At 65.9% G+C, this 12,671-nt stretch carries 11 protein-coding genes; 8 read left to right on the top strand and 3 right to left on the bottom strand.

What is annotated here, in order from left to right; all coding sequences use genetic code 11:
* Window positions 1–86 precede the first annotated feature (86 nt).
* Genes ACXAD2_RS20215 through ACXAD2_RS20205 form a run of 3 tightly spaced genes read left to right on the top strand, consistent with a single transcriptional unit; the run spans window position 87 to window position 3,288 of the window.
* A complete protein-coding gene (locus ACXAD2_RS20215) occupies window positions 87–830 on the top strand; it encodes a biotin--[acetyl-CoA-carboxylase] ligase (protein WP_475173709.1) in 744 nt (247 codons plus the stop codon).
* An 11-nt stretch (window positions 831–841) separates the two neighbouring features.
* Window positions 842–1,624 carry a type III pantothenate kinase gene (locus tag ACXAD2_RS20210; protein WP_066100798.1) on the top strand — a complete coding sequence of 261 codons (783 nt, stop codon included), beginning with the start codon at window positions 842–844 and terminating at the stop codon, window positions 1,622–1,624.
* Window positions 1,621–3,288 carry a ribonuclease J gene (locus tag ACXAD2_RS20205; protein WP_475173706.1) on the top strand — a complete coding sequence of 556 codons (1,668 nt, stop codon included), beginning with the start codon at window positions 1,621–1,623 and terminating at the stop codon, window positions 3,286–3,288. The genes ACXAD2_RS20210 and ACXAD2_RS20205 overlap by 4 nt, the downstream gene beginning before the upstream one ends.
* Before the next feature lie 203 nt (window positions 3,289–3,491).
* Here ACXAD2_RS20205 and ACXAD2_RS20200 read toward each other — a convergent pair whose 3' ends face one another.
* Entirely contained in the window at window positions 3,492–4,664 is a 1,173-nt protein-coding gene (locus ACXAD2_RS20200; protein WP_475173703.1) for a cytochrome P450, read from the bottom strand.
* 61 nt (window positions 4,665–4,725) lie between these two features.
* On the opposite strand from ACXAD2_RS20200, the gene ACXAD2_RS20195 reads away from it, so the two are divergent.
* From ACXAD2_RS20195 to ACXAD2_RS20175, 5 genes are all read left to right on the top strand, one after another.
* The gene (locus tag ACXAD2_RS20195) at window positions 4,726–6,480 is read left to right on the top strand and encodes a sensor histidine kinase (RefSeq protein WP_475173700.1); all 1,755 of its coding nucleotides are present in this window, start codon (window positions 4,726–4,728) and stop codon (window positions 6,478–6,480) included.
* Window positions 6,477–7,700 (top strand): sigma-54-dependent transcriptional regulator, encoded by a 1,224-nt coding sequence (locus tag ACXAD2_RS20190; protein ID WP_475173696.1) that lies wholly within the window; start codon window positions 6,477–6,479, stop codon window positions 7,698–7,700. The genes ACXAD2_RS20195 and ACXAD2_RS20190 overlap by 4 nt, the downstream gene beginning before the upstream one ends.
* 302 nt (window positions 7,701–8,002) lie before the next feature.
* Window positions 8,003–9,007 (top strand): TRAP transporter substrate-binding protein, encoded by a 1,005-nt coding sequence (locus ACXAD2_RS20185; protein WP_475173690.1) that lies wholly within the window; start codon window positions 8,003–8,005, stop codon window positions 9,005–9,007.
* Window positions 9,008–9,112: 105 nt separating this feature from the next.
* Complete coding sequence (locus tag ACXAD2_RS20180) at window positions 9,113–9,802, top strand: TRAP transporter small permease (protein ID WP_475173687.1); 690 nt, start codon at window positions 9,113–9,115, stop codon at window positions 9,800–9,802.
* 5 nt (window positions 9,803–9,807) lie between these two features.
* Window positions 9,808–11,184, top strand: coding sequence for a TRAP transporter large permease (locus ACXAD2_RS20175; protein WP_475173685.1), 1,377 nt, complete (start codon window positions 9,808–9,810; stop codon window positions 11,182–11,184).
* Between the two features lie 170 nt (window positions 11,185–11,354).
* Here the strand turns inward: ACXAD2_RS20175 and tpiA are convergent, their stop codons facing one another.
* Together tpiA and ACXAD2_RS20165 are read right to left on the bottom strand one after the other, a co-directional pair.
* A complete protein-coding gene (gene tpiA / locus ACXAD2_RS20170) occupies window positions 11,355–12,095 on the bottom strand; it encodes a triose-phosphate isomerase (protein ID WP_475173681.1) in 741 nt (246 codons plus the stop codon).
* Between the two features lie 145 nt (window positions 12,096–12,240).
* Window positions 12,241–12,624 (bottom strand): HesB/IscA family protein, encoded by a 384-nt coding sequence (locus ACXAD2_RS20165; RefSeq protein WP_475173678.1) that lies wholly within the window; start codon window positions 12,622–12,624, stop codon window positions 12,241–12,243.
* Window positions 12,625–12,671: the final 47 nt, after the last annotated feature.

Genomic DNA, 12,671 nt, shown 5'->3' with positions numbered 1-12,671 from the left:
GACGCGCCTCTGGCGCGTCGCTTTTTTCCGCCCTTGGCGGAGTTGCCTCCGGCGGGAGTATTTTCGGAAAGATGAAAGGGCAGGGCATGTGGCCTGAAGGCTATGGGCGGCGCGTGCTGGACGAGGTGGACAGCACCAATGCCGAGGCGGTGCGGATCGTGCCCGCGCTCGAAGCGCCCGAGTGGATCCTCGGGCTGCGGCAGAGCGCCGGGCGCGGGCGCCGGGGCCGCGCGTGGTCGATGCCCGAGGGCAATTTCGCCGCGACGCTGGTGCTGCCCGTGGCCGAGCCGCCGCAGGTGGTGGCCCTGCGCAGTTTCGTCGCCTCGCTGGCGCTCTATGAGGCCTTTGTGGCGGTGACCGGGCGTTCGGACGGGCTGGCGCTGAAATGGCCCAATGACGTGCTGATGAACGGCGGCAAGGTAGCGGGCATCCTACTGGAAAGCCTTGGGCGGCATGGCAATTGCGACTGGCTGGCGATCGGCATCGGCGTCAATCTCGCCGCCGCGCCGGATGTGGGCGAGGTCGAGCCCGGCGCGCTGCGCCCGGTCTCGCTGCTGTCGGAAACCGGCGCGGCTGTGGGGCCCGAGGAGTTTCTGACCGCGCTCGCCGCCGCCTATGCGCGCGAAGAGACGCGGTTCCGCGGCTATGGGTTTTCCGGGCTGCGCGAGGCCTGGCTGCAGCGGGCGGCGCGGCTGGGATCGGTGATCACCGCGCGCACCGGCAGGCACGAATTCGTGGGCACGTTCGAAACGGTGGACGATGCCGGCAATCTTGTCCTAAGGACAGCCAGCGGCCGGCAGGCGATTGCCGCGGCAGACGTGTTTTTCTGAAGGAGCGGCGGATGCTTCTGGCCATCGATTGCGGCAATACCAACACCGTGTTCTCGATCTGGGACGGGGCGCGCTTCCTTGCGACCTGGCGCACCTCGACCGAGCACCAGCGCACCGCCGACCAATATTACGTCTGGCTCTCGACGCTGATGGCGTTTCAGAAGATCGAGGCCGAGATCACCGATGTGATCGTCTCCTCCACCGTCCCGCGCGTGGTGTTCAACCTGCGGGTTCTGGCGGATCGCTATTTCAACACCCGCGCGCTGGTGGTGGGCAAACCCGATGTGGAACTGCCCGTCGAGGTGCGCGTGGATCTGGGCACCAATGTGGGCCCCGACCGTCTGGTGAACACCGTGGCGGGCTTTGACCTTTATGGCGGCGATCTCATCGTCGTCGACTTCGGCACCGCGACCACCTTCGACGTGGTGGCGCAGGACGGGGCTTATGAGGGCGGGGTGATTGCACCCGGCGTGAACCTCAGCCTCGAGGCGCTGCATCAGGCCGCCGCCGCGCTGCCGCATGTGGACATCACCAAGCCGCAGCGCGTGGTGGGAACCAATACCGTCGCCTGCATGCAGTCAGGCGTGTTCTGGGGCTATGTGGGCCTCGTGAGAGAAATCTGCGCGCGCATCAAGGCGGAACGAGACCGCCCGATGCGCGTCATATCGACCGGCGGGCTGGCGCCGCTTTTCCAGCAGGCTGAAGACCTCTTCGACGACTGGCGGGAAGATTTGACCATGCATGGTCTCACCGTCATCCATACGTACAATCTTGGCAGGAGCCAAAGCACATGAGCAGTGAACGCATCATCTACCTCCCTCTGGGGGGCGCCGGCGAGATCGGCATGAACGCCTATGTCTACGGATACGGCAAACCGGGCGAGGAACGGCTGATCCTCGTCGACATCGGTGTCGCCTTTCCCGACATGGATACGACCCCCGGCGTCGACATCATCTTCGCCGACATCACCTGGCTGAAAGAGAACCGCGAGCGGCTGGAAGCGGTGTTCATCACCCACGCCCACGAGGACCACGTGGGCGCCATCGGCCATTGTTTCGAGGACCTCGGCGTGCCGGTCTACGCCCGCGCCTTCACCGCCAATATCGCCCGTGGCAAGCTGGCAGAATACGGCCATTCGCCCGAGACGGTGACCACCGTGTCGCCCTGGCCCGAAACCACCAAGGCGGGTCCTTTCACCGTCGGCTTCCTGCCGATCTCGCACTCGATCCCGGAAAGCTCGGGTCTGGTGATCGACACCCCCGGCGGGCGGCTGATCCACACCGGCGACTTCAAGCTCGACAGCGATCCGGTGGTGGGCGAAGCCTTTGACCCGACGCTCTGGGGCGAGGTCGCCTCGAAAGGGGTGAAGGCGCTGATCTGCAACTCGACCAACGTTTTCTCGCCCAACCCCGGTCGCAGCGAGATCACCGTCGGCCCCGAGATCGAGACGCTGATCTCCAGCGCGCCGCAGATGGTTGTCGCCACCACCTTCGCCTCGAACGTGGCGCGGGTGAAGACGCTGGCCGAGGCCGGTGAGCGGGCCGGGCGCTCGATCTGCCTGCTGGGCCGCGCCATGCGGCGGATGATCGAAGCCTCGATCGAGACCGGCGTGGTCAGCTCTTTCCCCAAGGTGATCTCGCCCGAGGACGCGACGCAGATCCCGCGTGAGAACGTCATGCTGATCGTGACCGGCTCGCAGGGCGAGCGCCGGGCGGCCTCGGCGCAGCTGGCGCGCGGCAAATACAACGGCATCGAGCTGAAAGAGGGCGATCTGTTCCTCTTCTCGTCGAAGACCATTCCGGGCAACGAGAAGGGCGTGATCCACATCATGAACTCGCTGTCCGAGAAGGGCGTCGACATCGTCGATGACAACGGCGGCAAGTATCACGTCTCGGGCCACGCCAACCGCCCCGATCTGGAGCGGATGCAGGACATCGTGAACCCGCAGATCGTCGTGCCGATGCACGGCGAGCACCGCCACCTGCGCGAGCACATGAAGCTGGCCGAAGGGCTGGGCCGCGCCGGGGTGCTGGCGATCAACGGCACGATGGTGGATCTGTCCGGCAATCAGCCGACGGTGGCGGGCTATGTGGAGACGGGCCGCACCTATCTCGACGGCTCGGTGCAGATCGGCGCGATGGACGGTATCGTGCGCGACCGTATCCGCATGGCGCTCAATGGCCATGTGGTGGTGACGGTGATCCTCGACGAGGAAGACGAGCCGCTGGGCGAGCCGTGGTGCGAGCTGAAGGGCCTGCCCGAGATCGGCCGCTCGAACGCGCCGCTGGTGGACATTCTCGAAGAGGATCTGGCGCAGTTCCTTGGCCGCGCCGGAGAGAAGACGCTGACCGATGACGACAAGCTCGAGGAAGGCATGCGCCGCATCGTGCGCAACTCGGCGGTCAATGAGATTGGCAAGAAGCCCGAGGTGACGGTGGTGATCAGCCGCCTGTCGTAAGGCTTTCCGCCGGACGGACAAAAGGCGCGTCGCGAAAGCGGCGCGCCTTTTCGTTTGTGGGACGGAGGGCCGGGCGAGCGCCAGACTGCCGGTACGGCGTCGTCCATCGGGCTTGAACCGATGGCGCCCCATGAACGACCGCTCGCCCGGCGGCTGCGCCTTGATTCCGGGCGCGGTCCGGGGGCTGGTCGCCCCCGACCCAATCAGCGCGTGACCCGCAGCGCCTCGAGCCCGTGGAAATGGTAGAGGTCGGCGTATTTCGGCACTCCTGCCAGCATCATTCCCGAAAGCCGGTCGAAGAGGATCGGCAGAGCGGTCACCAACTCCAGCCGCGCCAGCGGCGCGCCGACGCAGAAATGCAGACCGCCGCCAAAGCTGGTGCTCGTCACCACCGCGCGCGAAGGATCGAAGCGCGCGGCATTGGCCCAGACCGCAGGATCGCGGTTCGCCGCGCCCAGCAGCAAGGCCACCTGATCGCCGCGCTTGAAGCTGTGGCCATAGGCCTCGACCTCTTCATAGGCGAAACGGGTGAACATATGCAGGGGCGGGTCGAAGCGCAGCACTTCCTCGACCACCGGCGCGGCGTTTTCTTCGGTGATCGCCACGCCCTCTTCGAGCAGCGTTTTGATGCCGTTGCCCATGGTGTGGACCGTCGCCTCATGCCCGGCATTGAGCAGCAGGATGCAGGTGGTGATCAGCTCGTCGGTCGAGAGCTTCTCGCCATCCTCCTCGGCGGCGATCAGATGCGACAGCAGATCGTCCCCCGGTGCCTTGCGCCGCTCGTTCACATAGCCGCGCAGGAAGTCCGAGAACTCGGTGGCGGCGCTGGCGGCGGCAAGCTCCATCGCCATGTCGCGCCGGGCTTGATACATGCCGACCATATCCGCCGACCAGCGCAGCAGTTGCGGCGCCATTTCCTCGGGCACGCCCAGCAGCCGCGCGATGACGATCACCGGGATCGGCTGGCAGAAGGCGGGCAGCAGGTCGATCTCACCCTCGGGCATCTCGTCGATCAGCCGGTGCGCCAGTTGGGCAATCTCGGGCCCCAGCGCCTTGATCCGGCGCGAGGTGAAGGCGCGCAGCACCAGCCCGCGCAGGCGGGTGTGGCGCGGCGGCTCAAGCTCGAGCATGGAATGCGCCTCGACCGCGTAGAACGGCGCCTGATGCGCGGGAATGTCGCGCGCCATCTCGGGCGGCACCTCGCGGCCAAAGCGGCGGTCCTTCAGTAGCGCCGAGACCGCGCGATGCGACACCGCGCAGGGCATTGCGTAGTCGTCCCAATAGGCGAGATCACCCGCGGCGCGCATCTCGTCGTAGAACGGGTAGGGGTCCTGCACGAAGGCGGGATCGGTCGGGGATCGGGAAAAGCGTCTCATGGCGCAAACCTAGGCCACGGCCACGCTTTCTTGGCAAGAGCGCTGTTGCTATGAGGGAGCGATGAACTGGAGCCTGCTGACCCGGAGCCGCGCCGCATGGCTGGTGCTGACGCTCGCCTTCGTGGCCGCGCTGTCGGGCGCGGTCTGGCACTATGGCTACCTGCAGGCGCTGGGGCCGCTGGCGGCACGCGGGCAGAGCGATCTGGAACTGGCCTCGGATCGTCTGGTCAGCCAGTTGCAGCGGTTCCGCGAGTTTGCCGTGCTCACCGTGCGTCATCCGGCGCTCGAGGCGCTGCACGAAGGCGGCTCGCGCAGTGCTGCCGAAGCGATGCTGCTCGGCGCTGCCGACCGGACCGGCGCGGTCAGCGCCTTTTACATGGATGCCTCGGGCGAGCTTCTGGCCTCTTCGGGCGGGCCGCTGCCGGGTGATGTGCCGCGCAGCAGCTATTTCCGCCGCGCGCTCACCGGTGCGCTTGGCGTCGCCCATGGCGAGGGGCCGGGCGAGGTCGAGCGGGTGTTCTACTACGCCGCGCCCAGCTTTGCGCCCGCGGGCGAGGTGCGCGGCGTGCTGGTCGTTGTGGTCGATGCGGCGGTGCTCGAACGCGACTGGCGCGGCTCGCTTCCGGCGGTGTTCTTCCTTGATGAAAGCGGCACGGTCTTTGTCACCAACCGCACCGAGCTTTTGGGATGGCGGCGCGACGGGGATGGGATGCTCTCGCCCTCGGGACGCCACTATGCCACCGAAACGATCCAGCACGGCAGCCACGAGATCGTGGCGCAGAACTGGTCGCCCTATATTCCCGCCCGCGCCCTGCGCCGCACCGCGGACCTGCCGGTGATCAATATGACCGGCGTGCTGATGATCGACGTGCGCCCGGCGCGGCGCTACGCGCTGCTGCAATCGGCGGCGGTCGGGGCGGGGGCGCTGTTCTTCCTTGCGCTGCTGTGGTTCGCGGTGGAGCGGCGGCAGGCGCTGGCGGCGATCAACCTCGCGCTCGAGCAGCGGGTTTCGGAACGGACGCGCGATCTCGAAGAGGCCAACCTCGCGCTGCGCCGCGAGGTGGTCGAGCGGCAGGAGGCCGAGGCGGCGCTCAAGCGCACGCAGGCGGAACTGGTGCAGGCGTCCAAGCTTTCGGCGCTTGGCAAGATGAGCGCGGGGATCAGCCACGAGCTCAACCAGCCGCTGATGGCGATCCGCTCGTTCGCCGAGAACGGCGCGGCGTTCCTTGACCGGGGCAAGCCCGAGCGCGCCGCCGAGAACCTCGGGCGGATCAGTGACATGGCCGGGAGGATGGGCCGGATCATCAAGAACCTGCGCGCCTTCGCCAAAGCCGAGCCGGGACCTGCGCATCGGGTCGGTCTGGCCTCTGTGGTCGAGCAGGCGCTGGAGCTTATGCAGCGCCGCATCGACAGCACCGGCACCAAAGTGGACTGGCAGCGCCCCGCGCGCCCGGCCATCGTCATGGGCGGCGAGGTGCGGCTGAGCCAAGTGGTGGTGAACCTCATCTCCAATGCGCTCGACGCCATGCAAAGCGGGCCGGACCGCAGGCTGCACCTGCGGATCAGCCATGACGATGCGGCGGGTCTGGTGCGGCTGACGGTGCGCGACAGCGGGCCGGGAATTGCCGAGCCGGACCGCATCTTCGATCCCTTCTATTCGACCAAGGAGGTCGGCCCCGAAGAGGGCATGGGGCTGGGGCTTTCGATCTCTTACGGGATCGTCGAAGGCTTTGGCGGTAAACTGCGCGGCACCAACCTGCCGGGCGGCGGGGCGGAATTCACGCTCGATCTGAGACAGGCAGAGGAACTGGCATGACACGGCGCGTATTGCTTGTGGACGATGATGCGGCGGTGCGCGAGGCGCTCGGCCAGACGCTGGAACTGGCCGATCTTGATGCGGTGACGGCGGGCAGTTTCGTCGAGTGCAAGGAGCTGATCGAGCCGGGGTTCGAGGGGGTGATCGTCTCGGACATCCGGATGCCGGGGCGCGACGGGTTTCACCTGCTCGACTATGCCCACCGGCAGGATCCCGAGCTGCCGGTGATCCTGCTGACCGGCGAGGGTGACATCCCGATGGCGGTGCGCGCGATGGCGGCGGGGGCCTTTGATTTTCTTGAAAAACCCTGCGCGCCCGCCGATCTGACGGCTGTGGTCGAACGGGCGCTGCGCACCCGCGCGCTGGTGCTGGAGAACCGCCGTCTGAAGGCGGAACTGGAGACCGGCGACGCGGCGGCGCGGCTGCTCTTTGGTACCTCGCGCAAGGCCGATGCGCTGCGTGCGCGCTGCCGGGTGGCGGCACGCGCGGGAACCGATGTGCTGGTCACCGGCGCGCCCGGCTCGGGCATCTCGAAGGTCGCCGAGGTGGTGCATCTCTGCTCGCCCCGCGCCAAAGGGCCGTTCGAGAAACGCTCTGCGGCGGGGCTCAGCCGCGACGCGCTGAACGAGCTTTGGCCCAGTTGCGCGGGCGGCAGCCTGTTCCTCGATGAGATCGGCCAGCTTCCCAAGGACAGCCAGTTGGCGCTGATCGACCGGCTCGACGAAGGCGGCGCGCGGCTGATCGCGGGCTCGGTGGATGATCTTGCGGCCAAGGTCGCGGAGGGGGCGCTTTCGGCGGAACTGTTTTACCGCCTTGAGGTGATGCAGATCCAGATCCCGGCGCTGGCCGAGCGCCCCGATGATATCCCGGTGCTGTTCCGCCACTATGTCGCGCAGGCCGCCGAACAGGCCGGGCTGCAACCGCCCGAGATCACCGACGAGATCACCAATGGGCTGATCGCCCGCGACTGGCCGGGCAACACCCGCGCGCTGATGTCGGCGGCGATGCGCTTTGCCTTGGGTCTGGGTGAGAGCGGCGATGAGGGCGAGGGGCTGGGGCTGGCCGAGCGCATGGCGCAGGTCGAGCGCTCGCTGCTGATCGAGGCGCTCAAGCGCACGGGCGGGCAGGCCAGCGCCGCGGCTCAGGCGCTGAAGCTGCCGCGCAAGACTTTCTACGACAAGCTCGCCAAATACGGCATCCGCGCCGAGGAGTTTCGCTGACTGCGGAGCACTTTGGCGACGAGTTGCGCATCTGCGTCAATTATGAGCGCTTGGAAAACTGTGCGGATTTCCGCACAGGTGCAAAATTCGGCGTGCGGGATTTCACACATCGCAGAGGCGTGTTTGGTTGTGAAATGCCGCGTGATATCACTTATCCCATTGATAAATAAAGAATATGAAGAATTTTTGACGCGCTCCGCACAATTTCTTGCGCGGATTTCTGCCGGGCTGTTTTCTCGTCTTCGGAGGGCCCGCGCTGAGGAGCAGGCGGGCGCCAGGAACGGACCATCCGGGAGGATAACATGAAAAAGTTTCTGATGACCGCAGCGGCGGTGAGCGCACTCGTATCCGGCACGCAGGCTGCAACGGCGGCCTGTGACGACGGCGAGATCGTGGTCAAGTTCAGCCATGTGACCAACACCGACAAGCACCCCAAGGGCATCGCGGCGCAGCTCTTCGCCGACCGCGTGAACGAAGAGATGGACGGCAAGGCCTGTGTCGAGGTCTTCCCGAACTCCACGCTCTACAACGACGATCAGGTGCTCGAGGCGATGCTGAACGGCGACGTTCAGATGGCCGCGCCCTCGCTGTCGAAGTTCGAGCAGTTCACCAAAGTGTTCCGCATTTTCGACCTGCCGTTCATGTTCAAGAACATGGAAGCCGTGGACGCCTTCCAGAACAGCGAAATCGGCCAGGACATGAAAGAGGTCATGGTGCGCCGCGGCCTGCTGGGCCTCGGGTTCTGGCACAATGGCATGAAGCAGCTTTCGGCCAACAAGCCGCTGATCGAGCCGGCGGACGCCAAGGGCCTGAAGTTCCGCGTGCAGCCGTCGGAAGTGCTGAAAGCGCAGTTCGCCGCGCTCGACGCCTCGCCGCAGCCGATGGCCTTCTCGGAGGTTTACGGCGCGCTGCAGACCGGCGTTGTCGACGGTCAGGAAAACACCTGGTCGAACATCTACGGCCAGAAGTTCTTCGAAGTGCAGGACGGCACCACCGAAACCAACCACGGCGTGCTCGACTATATGGTCGTGACCTCCGCCGACTGGTGGGACAGCCTGCCCGAGGACGTGCGCGAGCAGATGGGCACCATCCTCGACGAGGTGACCGCCGAGCGTAACGCAGCGATCGCCGACGTGGACGCCGACAACCGTCAGGCGGTGCTGGATGCGGGCGGCGAGATCCGCGAGCTGAGCCCCGAAGAGCGCGCCGCATGGCTCGATGTCATGAAGCCCGTCTGGGACCAATTCACCGATGACGTCGGCCAGGAAAACATCGACGCCGCGCAGGAGTTCAACGCGCAGTTCTGATCTGGCGCCGTTGAGTTCGGCCCGGTCCTGCGCAGCGCGGGGCCGGGCCTTTTCACACCCGAACCATAATCTTGGGGCAACCCATCCGGCATAGCGGGGGACTGGATGTCTAACATCACCCACGGCGGCTCGCCACTCGGCCGCTTCGTCAACGAGCTGGAGGAATCGGCGATTGCGCTGATCCTCGGGCTGATGACCATCATCACCTTCATCAACGTGGTCCTGCGCTACGGGTTCAATACCGGCCTGATCTGGGGCCTCGAAGCGGTCACCTTCCTGTTTGCCTGGCTGGTGCTCTTTGGCGTGAGCTACGCGGTGAAGGTCACCGCGCATCTCGGCGTCGATGCGGTCACCAGCCTGCTGCCCACGCCGCTGCGCCGCACCTTCGCGATCATCGCCGCGGCGCTCTGCATCTTCTACGCTTTCCTGCTGTTTAAGGGCGCGTGGGACTATTGGGCCAATTTCGCCAACCTGCCGCAGACCACCGGCCGCTGGTTCCCCACCGGCTTTGAAGAGATGAAACGCACCTCCTACCGCTCGTGGTACGAGGTGGTCGACATCCCGATGCCCGAGTGGCTGCGCTTCATCGAGCCGATGATCAACGAGGGCGAGGCTTACGAAAAGCTGCCCCGCTTCATCCCCTATTTCATGCTGCCTTTTGGCATGGCGCTGCTGCTCTTCCGCTTCGTCCAGGCCGGGGTCCGTATCTGGACCGGAAAGCAGGACAGCCTGATCGTCAGTCACGAGGCCGAAGACGCCATCGATGACGTTGCCCACATGAACCGCGAGGACTGAGTCCGATGGAAGTATTTCTCCTTTTCATCTGCATCATCGGACTGATGCTGATCGGCCTGCCCATCGCGGTGTCGCTGGGCCTGTCGTCGATCATCTTCCTGCTGGCGCTGTCGGACACCTCGCTGGCCTCTGTGGCGCAGTCGATGTTCCAGGCCATGGCCGGGCATTACACGCTGCTCGCCATTCCCTTCTTCATCCTCGCCTCGTCGTTCATGTCGACGGGCGGCGTGGCGCGGCGGATCATCCGCTTCTCGATCTCGCTGGTCGGCCATTTCCACGGCGGCCTCGCCATCGCCGGCGTCTTCGCCTGTATGCTCTTCGCGGCGCTCTCGGGCTCGTCGCCCGCGACCGTGGTGGCCATCGGCTCGATCGTCATCGCCGGCATGCGGCAGGTGGGCTACACCAAGGATTTCGCGGCGGGCGTCATCGCCAACGCGGGCACCCTTGGCATCCTCATCCCGCCGTCGATCGTGATGGTGGTCTATGCCTCGGCCACGGATGTGTCGGTGGGGCGGATGTTCCTTGCAGGTGTGATCCCGGGCCTTCTGGCGGGCACCATGCTGATGATCACCATCTACGCCATCGCCCGCATCCGCGGCCTGCCGAAGGGCGAATGGATGGGCTGGGGCGAGGCGATCCGCTCGGGCCGCGAGGCGGCATGGGGTCTCTTCCTCATCGTCATCATCCTCGGCGGCATCTATGGCGGTATCTTCACCCCGACCGAGGCCGCTGCCGTGGCCGCCGTCTATGCCTTCTTTATCGCCAACTTCGTCTATCGTGACATGGGGCCGCTGGCGGGCAAGGACGGGGCGCCGAACCTGCCGCTGATCAAGAAGCCGATCGCGCTGATCACCGTCTTCTTCCACCGCGACACCCGCGACACGCTCTTTGAGGCGGGCAAGCTGACGATCACGCTGATGTTCATCATCGCCAACGCGCTGATCCTCAAGCACGTGCTCACCGACGAGCAGATCCCGCAGCAGATCGCCGCGGCGATGCTCGACGCGGGCTTCGGGCCGGTGATCTTCCTGGTGATCGTCAACGTGATCCTGCTGATCGGCGGCCAGTTCATGGAGCCCTCGGGCCTGCTGGTGATCGTCGCGCCGCTGGTCTTCCCGATCGCCATCGAGCTCGGCATCGATCCGATCCACCTCGGCATCATCATGGTGGTCAACATGGAGATCGGCATGATCACCCCGCCGGTCGGCCTCAACCTCTTCGTCACCTCCGGCGTTGCGGGCATGCCGATGATGCGGGTGGTGAAGGCGGCGCTGCCCTTCCTCGCGGTGCTCTTCGTCTTCCTGATCATGGTGACCTACATCCCGTGGCTGTCCACATGGCTGCCGACCACCTTCATGGGGCCCGAGATCATCACCAACTGATCCGCCTGCGGCTCAGCGACAAACGAAAGCGCGGCGCCCTCGTCTGGGGCGCCGCGTTTGCTTTAAGGGCAGGACCGCCTCCGGCGGGCGTATTTATCAAAGAGAAGAAGCAGGGGACGGTGCGCCACCCCCTGCTTCTTCTCTTTTCAAATACGCAGTGTTGCGCCGGGTCAGCTGGCGCCAAGCGCCTCGATGATCGGCACGAAATCATCCGCCTTGAGGCTGGCGCCGCCGACCAGCGCGCCGTCGACATTGGACACGGCGAAGATCTCGGCGGCATTTCCGGGCTTCACCGAGCCGCCGTAGAGCAGGCGGACCGAGCGGCCGACGCCTTCGCCGAAGCGCTTTTCCAGGCGCGCGCGCATGAAGTCATGCACCTCGCCGATCTGGTCGGTGGTCGGGACTTTGCCGGTGCCGATCGCCCAGATCGGCTCATAGGCGACCACGAGGTTGTGGCCGGTGGCGCCATCGGGGATCGAGCCCGCCAGTTGGCCGCCGATGATGTCGAGCGTGTTGGAGGCCTCGCGCTCGGCGAGGCTCTCGCCGACGCAGACCACAGCGGTCAGCCCGGCGTCCCATGCGGCGCGGGTCTTGGCGCGGATCTCGTCGTCATGTTCGTCGTGGTCGGTGCGGCGCTCGGAGTGGCCGAGGATCACATAGCTCGCGCCCGCATCCTTCAGCATCGGGGCGGAGATGTCGCCGGTGTGAGCGCCCGACTCGTTGGCGTGGCAGTCCTGCCCGCCGATCGCGATATCGCCCTTCAGCGCAGCGGCCTGCGCCAACAGCGTGGCGGGTGGGCAGATCAGCACCTCGGCGTCGCCGCTGGCGGCGGGGGCCATCGCCTCGATCTGCTCGAGGGCGGCGGCCAGCCCGTTCATCTTCCAGTTTCCGGCGGCAAGTTTCCTGCGCATGGTCGCTCCTATCTTCGCAATTCGCGGGTATCATCGCGGCGCAGACCGTGGCGTCAAGCTCGGTTGCGCAATCAATGATCTAGGGGACTTACATAGGGCGCGCCCGCGTGAAGGGGAGCCGTAGAGGCAGAGGGCGCTGCGCCGCTTACTCGGCGGCGCGGCGCTCGGCTTCGAGCTCTTCGACGTCTTTGAACTTGATCAATTCGCCGCAGCCACAGGCATCGGTGACATTGGGGTTATTGAACTTGAATCCCGCTTCCAGCAGCGAGGTCTGGTAATCGATCTCGGTGCCGAAGAGGAACATCTGCGCCATCGGGGCGATCAGCACCCGCGCGCCGTCCTGCTCGACCACTTCGTCATTGGCCTCGGCGGTGTCGACGAACTCCATGGTGTATTCCATGCCCGCGCAGCCGCCTTTTTTCACGCCGATGCGCAGACCGGCGCGACCGTCGCGCTCCATCAGCTTGCGCACCTGCGTCACCGCGGCCGGGGTGATGGTGACTGCCTGTTTTCCGGGAATGCCGAACATCCGCGTCTCCTGTGAGCTTTGAGCGTTGAATCTAAGGCTCTTGGGCG

Source organism: Salipiger sp. ABN3_019, assembly GCF_056158605.1.
This window is presented reverse-complemented; position numbering and strand designations above follow the sequence as displayed.

Excerpts from the sequence above, each read along its gene's own strand:
- ACXAD2_RS20215 (WP_475173709.1), top strand. The coding sequence starts at position 87 with ATGTGGCCTGAAGGCTATGGGCGGCGCGTGCTGGACGAGGTGGACAGC.
- ACXAD2_RS20210 (WP_066100798.1), top strand. The coding sequence starts at position 842 with ATGCTTCTGGCCATCGATTGCGGCAATACCAACACCGTGTTCTCGATC.
- ACXAD2_RS20205 (WP_475173706.1), top strand. The coding sequence starts at position 1,621 with ATGAGCAGTGAACGCATCATCTACCTCCCTCTGGGGGGCGCCGGCGAG.
- ACXAD2_RS20200 (WP_475173703.1), bottom strand. The coding sequence starts at position 4,664 with ATGAGACGCTTTTCCCGATCCCCGACCGATCCCGCCTTCGTGCAGGAC.
- ACXAD2_RS20195 (WP_475173700.1), top strand. The coding sequence starts at position 4,726 with ATGAACTGGAGCCTGCTGACCCGGAGCCGCGCCGCATGGCTGGTGCTG.
- ACXAD2_RS20190 (WP_475173696.1), top strand. The coding sequence starts at position 6,477 with ATGACACGGCGCGTATTGCTTGTGGACGATGATGCGGCGGTGCGCGAG.
- ACXAD2_RS20185 (WP_475173690.1), top strand. The coding sequence starts at position 8,003 with ATGAAAAAGTTTCTGATGACCGCAGCGGCGGTGAGCGCACTCGTATCC.
- ACXAD2_RS20180 (WP_475173687.1), top strand. The coding sequence starts at position 9,113 with ATGTCTAACATCACCCACGGCGGCTCGCCACTCGGCCGCTTCGTCAAC.
- ACXAD2_RS20175 (WP_475173685.1), top strand. The coding sequence starts at position 9,808 with ATGGAAGTATTTCTCCTTTTCATCTGCATCATCGGACTGATGCTGATC.
- tpiA (WP_475173681.1), bottom strand. The coding sequence starts at position 12,095 with ATGCGCAGGAAACTTGCCGCCGGAAACTGGAAGATGAACGGGCTGGCC.
- ACXAD2_RS20165 (WP_475173678.1), bottom strand. The coding sequence starts at position 12,624 with ATGTTCGGCATTCCCGGAAAACAGGCAGTCACCATCACCCCGGCCGCG.